Annotated in this window: 13 protein-coding genes; 11 read left to right on the top strand and 2 right to left on the bottom strand. The window is 57.8% G+C overall.

The window, feature by feature from the left end; translation table 11 throughout:
• Position 1: 1 nt before the first annotated feature.
• From AC5STB_RS15655 to AC5STB_RS15640, 4 genes are all read left to right on the top strand, one after another.
• Entirely contained in the window at positions 2–1,129 is a 1,128-nt protein-coding gene (locus AC5STB_RS15655) for a C45 family autoproteolytic acyltransferase/hydrolase (protein WP_495443727.1), read from the top strand.
• A 648-nt stretch (positions 1,130–1,777) separates the two neighbouring features.
• Positions 1,778–2,656, top strand: a complete 879-nt coding sequence (locus AC5STB_RS15650) for a tyrosine-type recombinase/integrase (protein ID WP_495443726.1) — start codon at positions 1,778–1,780, stop codon at positions 2,654–2,656.
• Positions 2,657–2,668: 12 nt separating this feature from the next.
• On the top strand, positions 2,669–3,865 hold the full coding sequence (locus tag AC5STB_RS15645) for an IS91 family transposase (protein WP_495443725.1): 1,197 nt from the start codon (positions 2,669–2,671) through the stop codon (positions 3,863–3,865).
• A gap of 564 nt (positions 3,866–4,429) precedes the next feature.
• On the top strand, positions 4,430–6,544 hold the full coding sequence (locus tag AC5STB_RS15640) for a DUF262 domain-containing protein (protein ID WP_495443724.1): 2,115 nt from the start codon (positions 4,430–4,432) through the stop codon (positions 6,542–6,544).
• A gap of 473 nt (positions 6,545–7,017) precedes the next feature.
• Here AC5STB_RS15640 and AC5STB_RS15635 read toward each other — a convergent pair whose 3' ends face one another.
• Entirely contained in the window at positions 7,018–7,944 is a 927-nt protein-coding gene (locus AC5STB_RS15635; RefSeq protein WP_495443723.1) for a LysR substrate-binding domain-containing protein, read from the bottom strand.
• Positions 7,945–8,094: 150 nt separating this feature from the next.
• Between AC5STB_RS15635 and AC5STB_RS15630 the strand changes: the two genes are divergently transcribed.
• Both AC5STB_RS15630 and AC5STB_RS15625 read left to right on the top strand, forming a co-directional pair.
• The gene (locus AC5STB_RS15630; RefSeq protein WP_495443722.1) at positions 8,095–9,303 is read left to right on the top strand and encodes an aminomethyl transferase family protein; all 1,209 of its coding nucleotides are present in this window, start codon (positions 8,095–8,097) and stop codon (positions 9,301–9,303) included.
• Between the two features lie 8 nt (positions 9,304–9,311).
• A complete protein-coding gene (locus tag AC5STB_RS15625; RefSeq protein ID WP_495444615.1) occupies positions 9,312–10,334 on the top strand; it encodes a GlxA family transcriptional regulator in 1,023 nt (340 codons plus the stop codon).
• Here the strand turns inward: AC5STB_RS15625 and AC5STB_RS15620 are convergent.
• Positions 10,289–11,185 carry a LysR family transcriptional regulator gene (locus AC5STB_RS15620; RefSeq protein ID WP_259970238.1) on the bottom strand — a complete coding sequence of 299 codons (897 nt, stop codon included), beginning with the start codon at positions 11,183–11,185 and terminating at the stop codon, positions 10,289–10,291. The genes AC5STB_RS15625 and AC5STB_RS15620 overlap by 46 nt on opposite strands.
• Positions 11,186–11,277: 92 nt before the next feature.
• On the opposite strand from AC5STB_RS15620, the gene AC5STB_RS15615 reads away from it, so the two are divergent.
• Genes AC5STB_RS15615 through AC5STB_RS15595 form a run of 5 tightly spaced genes read left to right on the top strand, consistent with a single transcriptional unit; the run spans position 11,278 to position 17,582 of the window.
• A complete protein-coding gene (locus tag AC5STB_RS15615) occupies positions 11,278–12,891 on the top strand; it encodes a class I adenylate-forming enzyme family protein (RefSeq protein WP_495443721.1) in 1,614 nt (537 codons plus the stop codon).
• The gene (locus AC5STB_RS15610; protein ID WP_495443720.1) at positions 12,888–13,679 is read left to right on the top strand and encodes a crotonase/enoyl-CoA hydratase family protein; all 792 of its coding nucleotides are present in this window, start codon (positions 12,888–12,890) and stop codon (positions 13,677–13,679) included. Before AC5STB_RS15615 ends, AC5STB_RS15610 begins: the two co-directional genes overlap by 4 nt.
• Complete coding sequence (locus tag AC5STB_RS15605) at positions 13,672–15,276, top strand: class I adenylate-forming enzyme family protein (RefSeq protein WP_495443719.1); 1,605 nt, start codon at positions 13,672–13,674, stop codon at positions 15,274–15,276. Before AC5STB_RS15610 ends, AC5STB_RS15605 begins: the two co-directional genes overlap by 8 nt.
• A gap of 15 nt (positions 15,277–15,291) precedes the next feature.
• Positions 15,292–16,725, top strand: a complete 1,434-nt coding sequence (locus AC5STB_RS15600; protein ID WP_495443718.1) for an aldehyde dehydrogenase family protein — start codon at positions 15,292–15,294, stop codon at positions 16,723–16,725.
• Between the two features lie 2 nt (positions 16,726–16,727).
• On the top strand, positions 16,728–17,582 hold the full coding sequence (locus AC5STB_RS15595) for a crotonase/enoyl-CoA hydratase family protein (protein ID WP_495443717.1): 855 nt from the start codon (positions 16,728–16,730) through the stop codon (positions 17,580–17,582).
• Positions 17,583–17,704: the final 122 nt, after the last annotated feature.

Here is a 17,704-nt window from a genome sequence, read left to right as displayed (position 1 = left end):
AATGACACAAATGACTTTGACATTCGACGCGGTAAGCGAAGCTACACCCGGCCCGAAATGGAAGGCACGCTGGAACCGATCCTGGCCCGCCTATGAAGCGTGGTTTGCCGCGAGAGGCGGGGACAACGGCCCGACCCGCGCCGAGTGCCGGGACGCGGTGGAACAGTACATGCCCGAATTGATCGGTGTCTATGATCGGTTGGTGCTGCTTGCAGGCGGCTCGGACCGCGCGGCGCGTTTCCTGTCGACCTGGTGCCCACCCTCCTATCTCGGAGGTTGCTCGCTCGCGGCGGTCGCCGACGACGATGAGGTGCGGCTGGTGCGCAACTACGACCTGTCACCCGAATTGAACGAGGGGCTGCTGATGCGCACCGAATGGACCGGGCGACCCGTCATGGGCATGGTCGAATTCCTCTGGGGTCTGTCTGACGGCATCAACGATGCGGGTCTCAGCGTCGCACTTGCCTATGGCGGTCGTTCGGAAACCGGTGAGGGTTTCGGCATCACCACGATCCTGCGCTATGTGCTGGAAACCTGCGACACGGTTGCGCAGGCGATTGCCGCACTTAGACGTGTACCATCGCATATGGCCTACAATCTCGTCCTTGCTGACGCGTCCGGGCGGACCGCCAGCGTGGAACTATCCCCCGGCGGTAGTGTCAAGCTGATGCCCCACGCGATCGCGACCAACCACCAAAGCGGCCCGGAAGCTGCCGAGCGACCTGCGTTCACACGCAGTTTCGAGCGCTTGGCGCACCTGAGCGCCCTCAAGGCGGCACCGACCGAACTCAACCGCCAATTCCTCAGCGAACCGCTCATACAGGATCGCTATGCCGAAGGCTTCGGAACCTTGTTTACGGCCGAATACGATCCCAAGAGGAAATCCTTGGGCTTGACGATCATGGGCGACCGCTGGGATCAGACGCTTGAGGCGTTTGAGGAAGGCCAACGCATCGCCACATACTCCGGCGGTGCGGCAGGGCCCGATTGTGTGGCATCCAATGGCATACACTGGTCAGCGGCGGGGAACATCGACTGGCAGCAGTTGGCAAGGGATTATGCGAATGGCCACGGTCAGATGATCGGAGCGTATCTGCCCACATCGACTGAGGGCGAAAAGGTAGCGTAGCTGAATAGCGGACACTCCAAGCAGGTATTCCATCGTCCGCTCTGTGTCGCGGTCTATTGGTTCGGTTAACAGATTTCGCCGCGATCTGATCGAATGGCCGGTCTTCTTGCCGCGTTGCGACAGCCAAATTTCAGCAACCGCAGAAAATTTCGCGTAGCGTGCGCACGCAGCAGGATTTAGACACTTCTCCTATGGGCTCCGACCGGGCGTTCGCCGCGCCAGGCGTGAATGACGATAGGCAGCCCGAAGCGGTCATAGACTTGGGGTGACGCGGCAAGGATGCTGCCGGTGCAAAATTTTCGGTCCATCTCACCGAAAGCGGCCACTCACCGAACCCGGTGAGCTACCGCCAATGCTGCGGACCGCTCCAGGGGGGCGCGATGCGCAGAGAGCGACCTTTGCAAATCCCTTACTGTCGCCAGATCAGGCCACGATTTTCGCCGCGGTGCCGCGATCAAAAGCTGCCGCTTGTCGAGGGCTTAGCATGAAACTGGCATCGTATGACTTGGTTGCGGACAAGGACGAAGCCGCTACCGCGGCAGGGGCGCTCGGTGATACCGTTGCGGGATGATCTGACGGCTGAGATTTTGGGAAAGGGCGTGTCTGTCTGACGATTGGGGTCTCTCAATCAACAGACAGGAGGGTCCCATGGCGGACACAAAGACCACACCGCTTCGAGAGCGGATGATCGAAGATATGCGGATCAAAGGGCTCGGGGAGAGTTCGCAGAAAGCGCATATCAGGGCCGTTCGATATTTTGCCGAGTTTCTTGGCCGATCGCCGGATACTGCAACGCCCGAAGACCTGCGCGCTTACCAGCTGCATATGGTGAACACGAATGTCACCCCTTCGACCTACAATGTGCGGCTTGTCGGGCTGCGGTTCTTTTTTGAGACGACATGCCAGCGCCCGGAGATGAAGCAATGCCTGCACTACCGCACGGAGCCAAGGAAGCTACCGGTCGTGTTCAGCGCCGAAGAGGTGTTCGAGCTGCTGAAGGTCGCGCCCGGCCCGGGGCTGAAGTACCGCGCTGCACTCAGCATTTCCTATGGCACCGGGCTCCGGGCGTCGGAGGTCTGCAATCTCAAGGTCACCGATATCGACAGCGACCGGATGCTGATCCATGTCGAGAAAGGCAAGGGCGGCAAGGATCGCAAGGTAATGCTGTCGCCAGGCCTTTTGGCGCTTCTGCGCGACTATTGGCGCGAGGCGCGGCCGGATGGCTGGCTCTTTCCAAGCAAGCCCCGGATCAATCCGCTCTCACCCCGCCAATTGCACCGTGCCTTCAGCGCAGCCAAGCATCTGGCTGGGATCAAGAAGCCGAGGAGCACGCTGCACAGTTTGCGCCACAGCTTCGCAACCCACCTGCTAGAAGCCGGAACAGATGTGCGGGTCATTCAAGTTCTGCTTGGGCACGCCAAGCTGAGCACGACGGCGCAATACACCCATGTCGCGACCAAGCTGATCCGCGACACCGACAGCCCCTACGAGTTGCTGGTGCAGCTCCAGGACCGAAGGTCGGAGTGACGCGCGCGGGCAGTGCCGCGCCCGAAGCTGGAGGTTGCTGACATCTTTCGAACCCACGGTCCTGCCTATCGGCGGGCCAATGTCGGGCATCTGAACCTGGCGCAGTTGAAGGCCATGTCAGCGATTGAAGCCTGCCGAACGGGGGCGCTCGGCGGGCATGTGGCGGCCTGCACCAAGTGCAACCACCAGCATATTGCGTACAACAGCTGCAAGAACCGGCATTGTCCGAAGTGTCAGGCACCAGCGGCGCGAGACTGGATGGCAGCACGCGCCGAGGACCTTCTACCCGTGGAGTACTTCCACGTGGTCTTCACACTACCGGCCGAGATTGCGCGGATTGCTCTCTGGAACAAGCGGGCGCTCTATAGCCTGCTGTTCAAAGCGTCCGCTCAAACGGTCATGACAATCGCCGCCGATCCCAAGCGCCTCGGCGCCCGTGTCGGCTTGACCAGCGTGCTGCACACCTGGGGCTCGGCTCTGACCCATCATCCCCACATCCACATGATCGTCCCGGGTGGCGGCCTGTCGCCGGACGGCACCCGGTGGGTCGCGTGCAAGCCCGGATTCTTTCTGCATGTACGCGTGCTGTCGCGGCTGTTCCGGCGGTTGTTTCTGGACGGGCTGATGGCGCTGCACGGTGCCGGGCACTTGAGACTCTTCGGAGATCTTGTGGGATTGGCAGACGCACCCGCCTTCGCTGAATGGTCGGCCCCGCTGCGCAAGATCGACTGGGTTGTTTATGCCAAACCGCCCTTCGGTGGTCCGGAGGCGGTGCTTGCCTATTTGAGCCGGTACACACACCGCGTGGCGATCTCAAACCATCGCCTGGTCAGCGCTGACGCCGACACCGTAGCGTTCCGCTGGAAGGATTACCGGATCAAGCGCGGGGACCGGATGAAGGTGATGCGACTTGCAACCGACGAGTTCATCCGCCGCTTTCTGATCCATGTCCTCCCCGACCGGTTCCACCGCATCCGACACTATGGCTTCCTCGCGGGCAGTAGTCGCAAAGAGAAAGTCGCCCGGGTCCGCGCGGTTCTCGGAACGGCGGGCTCTGGCGAACCGGACCAGCCAGAAGATGACCTCAAAGAACCCCTGACCCTGCGCGAACCATGCCCCGATTGCGGCGGACCCATGCGCATCATCGAAACCTTCCGGCGCGGCGAGGTTCCGCGATCCCGGGCACCACCAAGATTGCAGGCCGCATGATGAAAAGCCCGTCTCACAACCACTCTGAGATCAGAAACTTCCCATGCTGGTCAACGGTGCGCTTTGGCCTACGCTCGTGCTCGCACCTCAAGACGATGAAAACCGCCCCGGCAAGACCCGCGAAGTTTCCAGACACTGCCCCAAAGGCCGTGCCGCCAATCGCCCAAGCTCAGCAAACCCCGCGAAAATTCCACCAATATCCATGGCGGATGCCTGCGCTTTCCCCATAGCGCAGCACACACATCCCGCGGCTTCCACCTTGTCAGATTTGTCAACGCGGGCCATCCCGCCAAGCCCAACCTAACCAACTGGCCCGCATCGAAAAATCTTAGACTTTGCTGCCGTTCACAACATGAAAATGAATGTCGGCTTCACTGTATCCATTGAGTAAGCCTTAAACCTAGCAAGAAGAGAACTGACGCAAGTTTCTGCCGCGGTGCCAGCTTACCTTGCTTGAGGATTTATCCTGTGGTTGTCTTTCCTCAAGTATCAGGCGGGGGGTGGATTTTGAGTGGCGAGTTGCTCAGCCGTTGCCGTCGAAGAAGCAGAATGTGAGTCGAGTAGATGAAACCTTATACGCGGTCGATCATCGAGCTGTTTGATGGGAAGAAGCGATTTCTAATACCTCTGTACCAACGCCAGTATGCATGGAATGTCGACTCCCAAATCCCCCTTCTTTGGGAAGACATCGAGCGTATAGCCAAGCGCATTGATGAAGACCGAATGTCAGTGGTTCCGCATTTCATGGGCGCCATGGTCATCGGCCAGATAAAAACCTTTGGGAAGCAGGTTCAGGCTTTTGAAATCATTGATGGCCAGCAGCGGTTGACAACTTTCCAGATAGTCTTGGCGGCGCTTAGAGATGTCGCTGAGGAAGTTGATTCGAGATATGCTTCAGAGCTTCAAAAATATCTGTTGAATGACGGGGTGATGGAGCATCCCGAAATAGAACGGTTTAAACTTTGGCCGTCGTTGATGGATAGAAGATCATTTACTGGAATAATCGACCCGGAAGCATCAATAGAAGACGTTTTGCCGGTGCAACAAGATGATGGCTTCGTCAAGAAATCAGTGTTCGCCCACGAATATCTTAAAGACACCATTAGAAAGCATGTCATCGTTGACGATGTTTTTGACGAGCATCGCTTTGAAACGATATTCGAAGCCTTGAAGGACGGCTTGGCTATTGTGTCAATCGAGCTTGAAGGTGGGGATGACCCTCAGACCATATTCGAAACGCTGAACAGTCGCGGGGTGGAGCTTTCTCCGGGTGACCTTATGCGCAACTTCATCTTCCAGCGCGCAAAAGGTATGGGCCAAGTGGAAGGGTCGCTTCATGTGGACAAGCTTTATGAAAAACACTGGTTGCCGCTGGACAGGCCCTTTTGGACCCAGGTTGCCTCCAGAGGCCGACAGTCGCGCGCAAGGCTTGATTGGTTGCTCACCGATCACCTGTCTATGAACATCGGTAGTCTTGTGTCCATCGAGAACCTTTACGATAGCTATCGGCGCTGGATCTTGAACGAGCGGCCATTTCCGAGCGTTGTTCCAGAGCTGGAAGCGATTTCCGCATCGGCCAATGTAGAAGAACGCTTGTTTCAACAAGATAAGTCGGACCCCCTTGGTGACTTCGGTCGCTTCGCGCATGCATTTGATGTTTCGACCGTTTTGCCGCTTGTGCTGTATTTGGCCACCGAAGCGAACCTTGGTGATCGTCTGCCTGAGGCCCTTTCCATTCTAAAGAGCTATATTCTGCGGCGCGACATCTGCCGCCTTACAACAAAGAACTACAACAAGCTGTTTGTTGGCCTAATTCCCAAACTTCGTGAAGCGCCTGGGGATCAGGTCAAATCCTTATTCGTACACCTGTCGGAGCGTGGAAGCGACATCGACAGATGGCCGGATGATGAAGAGTGGAATATTGCGTGGATGTCGCGCGATCAGTACAGTCCGGCCCGTCAAAATCGCTTGAACTACCTGTTTGAGATGCTTGAGTCCGAGTTGCGTAACGAGCGCAATGAAGACATCGAAATAAAGTCTGCTTTGACCATTGAACACATCATGCCCCAAAAATGGCAGGAAACATGGCCACTTCCCGGCTACGAGGACGTTGACTCTATCGACGATTTTGATGTGGAATATCGCTCTATAATGCTCCGTAGAAATAAAGCGGTTAACACTATCGGGAATCTTACGCTTTTAACGCAAAAGCTCAATTCCAGTGTATCGAATGGCCCTTATGCGACCAAGATGCCCGCCATACGCGCTCATTCAAGTCTAGCCTTGAACCGAGACTTGAATGAATGGAACCATTGGGATGAGGGCACAATACAACAGCGCGCTGAGGTGCTTTTCAAAGCAGCCAGACTCGTCTGGATTGCGCCAATCCGCCAGGAAGGCTTTTCCAAGACTTCAAATACTGCCCACGAGAACAACAACAGTTCGCGATCTGGAATGCCAGAAGATGGTACGCGATGTGAGTTTACCTACGGCGGTCAGGTGTATCGCGGCATCATCAAGGATAGTCAGCTTTTGGTTGAAGGATACAGCACTCCGTTTGGCACATTCTCCGGGGCATCGCGGACCATCACAAGAACAAGTCGGAACGGCTGGAATGATTGGTATCTCGATTTTGGCGGCGGACAAAAGACTTTGGCGGATAGTTGGCGCAAGTCATAGCAGCAAAAACAACCTCTGAGACATTGAGATAACGGATGGCCGGTCCCTTTTGATTCTATCATCTTGTTCGACCGATAGTCGGGAAAGCAAACCTTCGTTCATCCCGCAGCATCAGGCGATATGGGCTCACTGCCGCCTTGCGGCGGCGCAGCGCCGAGAGACCGGCCCAAGCTTGCCCCAGGCCAACCGTGATCGGCTCACGCCAGCCCAAAGCGGCCCCATGCCTGGTGACCAGCCTGGCGGGCCAGCACATGCAGGTCGGGCGGTTTGCGGACCTTCTCCGCAGGTGCGAGATCACGTGGTGCCATCTGAGGAAGCTGACATTCCGGCTTTCATTTAGTCCCATTTATTTCTGCGTCGCCGCAGGGCATCTCCGAGCCCAAACCGCTGGGTGCCGCGCAAGGAATGAACGTGTGCGAAGCGTGCAGAACGGACACTGCCATGATGGGGCCAGCCCGAAGCAACCATTGAAATCAGCGCTTTTCACCAGGGGGTGTTGAGGGCGACAGTTCAGGGCTGCCGCCTAAGTGGCAACTCTCAGCTTCGCACCAAAGCCAATCCAAGAACGCTTCCGCTCCTGCTGAGAGAGGGGCTTTCTGGAAGACGACATAGTAGCCTGAGGTTTCCACCCAAACATCTGACACTCGGACCAGAGTTCCGGCTTCTATTTCCGGGATGACCAGATCATCCCACAAAGCTACCCCCTGGCCGTCAACAACTGCTTGAACCCGACTGTTGGAGTCCGGGATCGCCAAGCTTGACCGGCTGGGTTCATAGGAAAGCCCTGCCGCATCATGCCAGGCACGCCAGCCCGCATCGCCAGAGCTATCGCCAAGCAATGGAAGCCTGCGCACAGCATCTGCAATTCCCATCTTCTCAATTTGGCCGGCGACAGCCCGGTTGGCAGTGGGGACTGCAGGACAGGGTATAAGAAGTTCGCTTTTGTAGTTCGCCCAGCCGCCGAGCCCCCAGAGGATTGCCAGATCCACTCTAGCAGTCTCCAGCATCTCTATGGAGTTGACCGGTTCAATCCGCAAACTGACGCCCGGATTGGCCTCAAAGAAGCGCGTGAGCCGTGGGGAGAGCCAGCGGGAAGAAAAGTAGGTCAGCGAGCCGATGCTCACCGTAGCTGACGAGACGCCGCGCAGATCCGAGATTTCCCGGTCAATCTGGCTCAGGGCGGATTGAGATACATGCCACAACCTGCGCCCAGCCTCAGTCAGGGTCAATTTGGCGTTGCCTCTTTCAAACAGCTGAAACCCAAGATCTCTCTCGAGTTTGTTGATCTGATAGCTGACCGATCCTTTGGACTGATGCACCTCTTCGGCCGCCGCCGTCATTGAGAGCCTGCGGGCGACAACATCAAAGGTCTTCAAGGCGTCATAGGAACGAAAGCGCATCTCATCTGTCTAATATTTTCGAACGGCTTGTGCAATTCATTGGGTTTGCCTCAGCGATGCTGGCCACGATAGGCCTTTGGTAATGCGTGGAGACCGTAAGCCGTCCGGCAAACACCCGCAGGTGTCAAACAATTCCAAACGGTGAACATCATGAATGCCGATCTTTCCCAATTCCGTTTCGTGGCAAAAGCTCTGCCGAACAAAGGCGCGCGTCCACGTGAACTTGCGCGGACCATGCCTGCCCATCCGCTCAGCTACATGGAGCTGCCCTATGACCCGGAATACACGCTCTACAACTCTCGCCTGACGCCGGAAGCATTGAGCACGGCCTCTGATGATGAAATGTACTGGGCCGTGCGCACCAACGTCATATTCCGACATACTGGTGAATTGCCGATCGAAATCAGCGGCCCCGACGCCGAAACCCTGCTGAACAAGGTTTTCACCCGCAGCGTCAGCAAAGTGAAACCAGGACGCTGCTCCTATCAGTTTGCCTGCTATCACGACGGCGGCATGATTACCGATGGGGTGCTGTTGCGGCTTGCGGAAGACAGATTCTGGATGGCGCAGGCGGATGGCGACCTGTTCAGCTGGTACAAGGCGCATGCCCAGGGCCTGGATGTGAAAATCCACGACCCGAATGTTTGGGTCAGCCAAATCCAGGGTCCACGCTCGCTGGAACTGCTGGCAGCTGTGCTTGACGGACCGATGCCGGACCCATTCCGCTACTTTGATTGTGCTGAGGTTTCAATTGCAGGCCAGACTTGCTGGATCAGCCGATCGGGTTTCACCAACGAGTTGGGCTGGGAGGTCTATCTGCTGCCGGATACGGATATCCCTGCAATCGGCGACAAGATCATGGAGGTCGGCGCGGCATTCGATATTCTGCTGACCGGCACACCTGTTTTCCGCGCCCGGAGGATCGAGGCTGGCCTGCTGAATGCCGGATCCGATTTCGGAGCGGAGACCACACCTTTCGACGCTGGCCTTGGCGCATTCGTTGAGTTCGATGACCGCGACTTTATCGGCCGCGAGGCTCTGGAAGCCGCCGACAAATCCTGCCGTACCTGGGGGATGCGGGTAACCGGTGGTGTGGCGCAGCTTGGACGCGTCATGACAATTGATGGCAGGCCCGTCGGCCGTGTTTGTTCCTCGGGCTATTCGCCCTATCAGGGCTGCGGTGTCTGCATCGTGCGCATGGACGACCCTGCGCAGGGTCCGGGTGCGCAGGTCGATGTACTCTGCGCCGATGGGTCCACCCAGAGCGGTGAGCTCTGCACCCTGCCTATGTATGACGCCGACCGCCTGATCCCGCGCGGCAAGTTGGTGGATATTCCAACCAAACCGAATGCAGCTTAGTGACCTTCATGCCCTGCGTTTCAACAGCACGCATCGGGAGTTGCGAACCAGAGGCGGCTTCGGCCGTCTCCACTCACTTTGCATTTCTACTGTTGAGGTCGTTCTCTTCCTTGGATCTTTGTGCTGCGCTGGACGTGTTGAATGAAGCTAACCAGTTTGACCAGACGCCCAGATATTCGTGGTCTCTGTTCAGTGAAGACGGAAACGCTGTGTTGGCGTCTAACGGATTGTCCATGAATGTGGATGGTCCGATGATGCCGGTCAGCAGAAGAGACACGGTGATCGTGCTGGGAGGCAATGAATACGTCGACGCATCTACTTTGCCAGTTCTGGCCTGGTTGCGAAGTGTTTCCCGGAAAGGTTCGCGCATAGGCGCGGTGGGAAGCGCTGTCTTCACCTTGGCCAAAGCCGGGATAGTTTCAAACGAACCGGTAACTGCTCACTGGAGGTACAGGGGGGCAATTGCCGAACATTGCCCAGATTTGGAGTTAGAGCAGAACATCTTCTGTATTGGCGAAAAAAGCCTGACCTGTGCTGGAGGGGCTGCGACCTTGGATATGATGTTGCAGCTGATCACTGAAAACAGTGGTAGCTGTATAGCCAGCTGGGTGGCAGACAGGCTTGTTTGCGGCTCTTATAGAACTGGGCAAGAAGAGCAGTCGGTTGCTGAATTCCTGCATACCGGAGAGCGAAATGCCAAGCTCGCAAGCGCAATCGGATTTATGCGGTCGAACTTGGAGGAACCTATTCCAGTTCAAGAAATAGCTGCCTCGGTTGGTATTTCCGTGCGGCAGCTTGAACGTCTCTTCAAGGCGTTTTTGTCTACAAGCCCAAAAGCATTCTACAGAAAACTAAGGCTCGAACATGCGCGCCGTTTACTTCATCAAACATCGTTGCCAATCATCGAAATTTCCATTGCCAGCGGCTTTAGCAGCCAATCCCATTTTTCCAGACTTTTTCGCAGGCACTTCGGCGTCTCACCTCATCAGGATGCTGCAATCTCGTTGGGCAACAGGTCCAGGAATCTATGAAGAGCCGGATTGCGTGCTTCCTTGAGCCAAACCGCCGAAATGTCGACCACTTTTTCCACATCCCGGATGCGCACAGCGCTGAGCCCGGCCCGGCGCGCACGCACAACGTTCTCTGGATAAATCAGGACACCCATGCCCAGCAGCACAAACGTAAAGAACTCATCCCGGAGATATGCGACCTGCCCGGTCTTTGGGACAAATCCCCGTTCGATGCAAAGATCCCTAACAAGGTTGGTGAATGGAAGCCAAGGCGTGTCACCGATCAGAAAAGTCTCATCACGCAACTCCACCAGATCAATCGTGTCGCGCGAGGCCAGAGGATGATGGTCGGGCAGAACGACGGCGAGCCCTTCGCTCGAAATCGGCTGGCAGTTGAGAACCGGCGGCACATGCCCCATGAAATGCCAGATGAACGCGATATCGACCTGCCCATTCAGAACCAGTTCAATCTGGCGAGGGCTTGGATAGAACCGGACACCGATCTTGACCCTTGGCTGTTGCCGCCGGAAGGTCTCTATGGTTTCCGGCAGCTGACCGAGAATGGCAAAATCTGTGTAGGTGATGGAGAGGCTTCCGCGCTGCCCTTCGGCTACATCCCGGGCATTGCTTGCGATCTGATCGACCAGGTCAAAGAGCTCTCCAAGGCGTTCGTAAAACGCTTCACCGGCTTTGGTCATTTCCACCGTCTGGGTGGATCTATCCAAAAGCGAAAAACCAAGTTCGGCTTCCAGCGATTGAATGGTCTTGGACAAGGCAGGTTGCGACGTATTCAGAACCTCTGCCGCTTTCCGGAAACCGCCGCTTTCGACGATGGTTTTGAACACCAGAAATTGGCGCAGGGTGAGATTCAAGGTGATAGCTCCAAGTTATCGCTTGATGGCGCATTGATATTATTCAAAGCGATCAGACCGTGCAATGATCTTGCTGTATCAGGGAGCCTTTAATGTATCTGCCAAACCTTTCGACCTCACATTTCCCCGCTCAGGGCGACGCAGAAATCCGCAACATCACTGTTGGCGGCTTGCTGCGGGAAATCGCAGACAGACACGCACTTTCAGTTGCGATGGTTGACGTTTCTGACAATGGGAGTTGCGACCGTCAGTGGACCTATGGCGAACTTCTGAAAGAGGCTGAGCGACTGGCGCTGGCCTTGTCCTCCCGCTACGCCCAGGGTGAGCGGATTGTAGTATGGGCGCCCAATATCCCCCAGTGGGTATTCATGGAGTATGCCTGCGGTCTGGCGGGGCTGGTTCTGGTTACTGCCAATCCGTCCTTTCAGGCTTCTGAGCTAAAGTATGTGCTGGAACAATCCGGTGCAGCCGGCCTGTTTATGGTCGATGAATTCCGCGGCAACCCGATGGTTGAAATCGCGCTGGAAGCAACCGGTGGGAACAAACGCCTGCGCGAGATCGTAAACCTGGAGGACGCGGGCGCTCTCTACGCCACTGGGGAACGGCCTGCTGTGCTTCCTGAAGTGCTGCCAGATGACGCTGCGCAGATTCAGTACACGTCGGGGACAACCGGTTTCCCCAAGGGTGCCGTACTCAGCCACAAGAACCTTGTGAACAACGCCCGGCTCTTCTGCGGACGGGCACAAGTCGGCGCGCACTCTGTCTGGGCCAATTTCATGCCGCTTTTTCACACAGCAGGTTGTGCAACGGGGGCGCTGGGGTGCCTCCAGGCAGCTTGCAAGATGCTTCTGATCAAGCGTTTCAATGCGGATGTCTTTGCCCGGCTGATTGAGGAACAGGGGGTCACAACCTGCTTTGCGGTCCCGACCATGCTCTTCAACCTGCTGGAGTCCCTCGAACAGACCCCGCGAGACATGTCTTCGCTTGAGGTGATCACGACGGGCGGCGCGCCTGTGCCGCCTGATCTGGTTCGCCGGGTGCGGGACCGCCTGGGGTGTCACTTGCTCAGCGCATTCGGACAGACGGAACACAGCCCGATGATCTGCCTGAACCCGGTCGAGGCCACCCTTGAACAGATCGTGGAAACAGCTGGCCAGCCGCTGCCGCAAACAGAGGTTTCGATCCGTTCTCCGGAGGACAACAGCGTGCTCCCAGTCGGCGAAGCAGGCGAAATCTGCGCGCGTTCCTACGCTGTGATGATCGGCTACAACGACAATCCGGAGGCCACCGCCGCCGCCATTGATGACGATGGCTGGCTGCACACTGGTGATCTGGGCACAATGGATGCCCAGGGCTTTGTGAGGGTGACAGGCCGGGTCAAGGACATGATCATTCGCGGCGGTGAAAACCATTTTCCAGCCGAGATCGAAGCCGTTCTGGTGACCCACCCGGACGTGGCGCAAGTGGCTGTGGTCGGCCTGCCGGATGAGAAATGGGGAGAAATCATTGCTGCATTCATCTTGTCCGGCACTGCACCGGACGTGGCCGACCTGCGCGCTCATTGTCGCGCTCATCTGTCGGCGCAGAAGACCCCTTCGGTCTGGGTGAAAGTTCCGGAGTTCCCGCTGACCGGCTCCGGCAAAGTGCAGAAGTTCGCCATCCGGGAGCGGTATCTCGGAGGTAGTTATGGGGAGCCGTTGGCATGAGCGTTCGCGTCGAAAAGGATGGTCCGGTCTGGACAGTCATCCATTCCCGTCCTGAGGTTCGCAATGCCATGGATCCGGAAAGTGCCACGGCACTCTTTGAGGCCTTCCAATCGTTTGATGCAGACGAAAGCGCCAAGGTTGCCGTGTTCTGGGGCGAAGGCGGAGCCTTTTGTGCCGGGTGGGATCTGAAACACGCTGCTTCGCTTGCCGGGGCCGAAGCGCTCGATCCTTTCGACTTTCCCGACGAAGGTGAACCACCGATGGCGGCCATGGGACCCAGCCGGTTGGAGCTGTCCAAACCGGTGATCGCCGCTGTGTCAGGGCCTGCCGTGGCGGGCGGAATGGAACTGGCGCTTTGGTGCGATATCCGGGTGATGGAAGAGACCGCCTTCATGGGGGTCTACTGCCGCCGTTGGGGCATTCCGCTGATCGACGGGGGCACGGTGCGCCTGCCGCGGCTGGTTGGGGAAGGCCGCGCTATGGACCTGATCCTCACCGGCCACCGTGTAGATGCGGAAGAGGCCCTGCGAATAGGTCTGTGTGAATATGTGGTGCCGGAAGGTGACGCGCGAACAAAGGCCGAAGCCCTTGCCCGCGACATCGCTCGTTTTCCCCAAAGCTGCATGCGCGCGGATCGCCGTTCTGTGCAGGCGCAACACGGGTTGCCTGTGCGTGACGCTCTTCGACAGGAATGGCGTGGCAGCAAGGCAGAAGTCACCAAAGGTGTCGAAGGCGCGACCCGTTTCGCCAGCGGCAAGGGCCGTGGAGGAGATTTCCGCGATGTATGATCTGAACCTCACGATGTCCTACATCCCGGCCCAGTCCGACATGGATACACGCGAGATAACAATTGGAGCAATGCTGCGCGAGACGGCTAAGGCGCGGCCAGACTCCGAGGCCCTGTCAGAGATCCGGCAGGATGGATCGCCGGGACGGAGCTGGACATATGGCGAACTGCTGGCAGAGGCTGAGAAACTGGCACGGGCTCTCTCGACCCGGTTCACTCCGGGAGAACGCGTCGTCGTCTGGTCCCCCAACAGCCCGGAATGGGTGCTGATGGAATATGCCTGTGCTTTGGCCGGGCTGGTCCTGGTGACCGCGAACCCGGCCTTTCAAGCGCGCGAACTGGAGTATGTCCTGAAGCAATCCGGCGCGGTTGCCTTGTTTCTGGTGGAGGAGTTTCGCGGCAATCCAATGCGCAGTATCGGGGCGGACGTTGCTGCTGGCATCCCGGCTGTGCGGGAAGTCACTGACATGGAGAGCCCGGCCCTGTTTGCCTTTGGATCCCGCCCTGTCTCTATGCCACAGGTTGCTCCGGGCGACGCCGCAATGATCCAGTACACCAGCGGAACCACCGGTTTCCCTAAAGGGGCCGTGCTCAGCCACCGCGGACTGGTCAACAATGCACGTTTCTACGCCACCCGGTGCGGAGCGACCGAAAAAACATCCTGGGTCAATGTCATGCCGATGTTCCATACGTCTGGCTGTGGAATGGTCACGCTGGGATGCCTTCAGGCAGGCTGCCGGATGGTATTGATCAGCTTGTTCGACCCGGAAGTGGTTCTGGATCAGCTTGAAGCGTGCCGCGCTGACATCATCCTTGGCGTACCGACCATGGTGGTGGCGCTTCTGGACGCGCAGGAAATACGCCGGCGGGACCTGTCTGCGCTGAAGGTGGTCAGTTGCGGCGGCTCCATGGTTGCCCCGGAACTGGTCCGCAGGGTGCAAAACCTGATGGGGGCCGGGTTCTCGACACTCTACGGGCAAACCGAACACTGCCCCGTGATCACACAGCACCACCTGTCTGATGGTATTGAGGACATTTGCAACACAGCAGGACAACCGGTTGCGCAAACCGAGGTCTCGATCCGCAGTGTCGATGATAACCGTGCAGTCGCCATAGGGGAGGTCGGAGAGATCTGCGCCCGCGGCCCCTGCGTCATGCTGGAATACAACGACAATCCCAAGGCCACATCCGAGACGGTGGATGCGGATGGCTGGCTGCATACCGGTGATCTGGGCCGGATGGACGCGCGCGGATATGTGAGCGTCACCGGCCGTGTCAAAGAGATGATCATCCGGGGCGGTGAGAACCACTTCCCTGCGGAGATCGAGAGCTGTCTGCTGGAGCACCCCGACGTTGCCGAGGTTGCAGTCGTCGGCTTGCCGGACCCTAAGTGGGGTGAACTGATCGGCGCGTTCATCCGCAGCAGCAAACCGCTCGCAAAGGCAGAACTTCACGCGCATTGCCGCGCAAACATGTCGCCGCAGAAAACACCGAATGTCTGGGTGCAGGTGGATGAGTTTCCCCTGACCGGTTCCGGAAAGATCCAGAAATTTATTCTCCGCGACCGCTTTGCCGCTGGAGATTTCCATGAACTCTGACCGAAAGGGAACGCCATGAACATCATGACAAAACACTACATCAATGGACATTGGGTTGCCTCGGTTGACGGGCGCGAGATGGCCGTGGAGAACCCCTCGACCGAGGAACGGATCGCCACAATCTCGCTGGGCGGTCCTGCTGATACCGATGCGGCAGTTGCAGCGGCCAAGTCTGCCTTCCCGGGCTGGGCGGCGACTGAGCCCCAGGAGCGTATCGCTGTGTTGGAACGGCTGATGGAAGCCTACAAAGGGCGCGCGAAGGAAATGGCGCAAGCGATCAGCCAGGAGATGGGCGCACCCATTGCATTGGCAAGTACGGCACAGGTGGGCGCCGGCGCCGGGCATCTCAAGAACACCATCCGTGCAGCCAAGTCATTTGCTTTCGAGTACCCCTTGGGAGATCACGCACCCGGCGACATGATCTTCCATGAACCGGTCGGGGTCTGCGCTCTGATCACACCTTGGAACTGGCCGATGAACCAAGTGATGCTCAAAGTCGCGCCTGCTTTGGCGGCGGGTTGCACGATGGTTCTGAAACCAGCGGAACAGGCGCCGCTCAGCGCTATGCTGCTGGCCGAAATGATTGACGAGGCAGGTTTCCCGCCCGGTGTATTCAATCTTGTCAATGGCGACGGCGCAGGTGTGGGCAGCGCTCTCACCGCACATCCGGACGTGGATATGGTCAGCTTCACGGGCTCGACCCGTGCAGGCATAGCTATCAGCAAATCCGCAGCAGACACTGTCAAACGTGTCAGCCTTGAGCTGGGCGGCAAGGGCGCCAACATCATCTTTGCTGATGCAGACGAAAAAGCAGTCGCGCGCGGCGTGCGCCATTGCTTCAACAATTCCGGCCAGTCCTGCAACGCACCAACCCGGATGCTTGTGGAACGCTCCATCTATGATCAGGCTGTCGAAACTGCGCGTGCCGTTGCGGAGAAGACCGAGATCGGTCCGGCGGACGTTGAAGGCCGGCAAATTGGGCCAGTTGTCTCCGATACGCAATTCAACAAGATTCAGTACCTGATCAAACGCGGGTTCGATGAAAGAGCGACGCTGGTTGCTGGCGGATTGGGGCGGCCCGAAGGGCTTGAGCGGGGTCACTTTGTCAGGCCCACCGTCTTTGCCGATGTTACTCCGGACATGACGCTTTGGAAGGAGGAAGTCTTTGGCCCGGTTCTGGTCATGACTCCGTTTGATACCGAAGAAGAGGCCATCGCATTGGCCAACGACACACCCTACGGCCTGACCAACTATGTCCAGACTGCTGATAAGGCCCGTGCGCGCCGGGTGGCGCGGCAACTCCGCTCTGGCATGGTTGAAATGAACGGCAAATTCGGCGGCCCCGGATCCCCCTTTGGCGGAATGAAACAGTCCGGAAATGGCCGTGAAGGCGGCGTCTGGGGATTGGAAGAGTTCCTTGAAGTCAAAGCCGTCAGCGATTGGCAGTGAACATGACCAAAGTTCTCTATGAAAAAGACGGCCGCATTGGGCGGATCACCTTGAACCGCCCGGACGTGATGAACGCGATTGACGATGATCTGCCGCGCGAACTTGCCGCCGCTGTAGGGCGGGCTGACGCAGATCCTGGCGTGCATGTGATGGTTCTGGCCGGAGCGGGCAAGGCCTTTTGCTCAGGCTATGATCTGGCGCACTACGCCGAAGGCAACGGCCCCAACAAGGTGGTGCAGGAGATGCCCTGGGATCCGATGCAGGACTTCCAGTTCATGTGGGCGAACACTCAGAACTTCATGTCACTGTTCCGGGCGATGAAGCCGGTTGTCTGCAAGGTTCATGGCTTCGCCGTCGCTGGCGGGTCGGATATTGCCCTCTGCGCAGATCTGACAATCATGGGAGATACCGCACAGATTGGTTACATGCCGACCCGGGTCTGGGGATGCCCGACCACAGCGATGTGGGTGCATCGGTTGGGCCCGGAGAAGGCGAAGCGGATGATGTTCACAGGTGATAGAATCTCTGGCGTCGAGGCCGCGGAGATGGGGCTGATACTGAAATCGGTCCCGGAAGATCAATTGGATGATGCCGTCGAGGCCTTGGCCGGGCGTATGGCAACTGTACCCATCAACCAGCTGGCCATGCAAAAGATGGTGATCAATTCCGCCGTCGAGGAGAGGATCAACCAGACTCAACGTCTGGCGACTGTATTCGACGGCATTACGCGCCATTCCCCGGAGGGTATGAACTTCAAGGCCCGTGTCGAAAAGGTCGGCTGGAAACAAGCGGTAGAGGAAAGGGATCAGGGTTCGTTCGACTGGACGGGAAACCAGCCCTTTGTTTTCGGCGATTGAGATGCACACCTTCATGCCGAAGGCGTAATCACAGTTGTTCCGTCGCAAAAGCAGGCCGTAAAAGCAAACGTAAAGAAAGCCAGCTTTCAGCCCGGTGCGCTTTATTCAGAGGTCGCGAAGCG

It is taken from the genome of Leisingera sp. CC-HEC093, from assembly GCF_059429195.1.
This window is presented reverse-complemented; position numbering and strand designations above follow the sequence as displayed.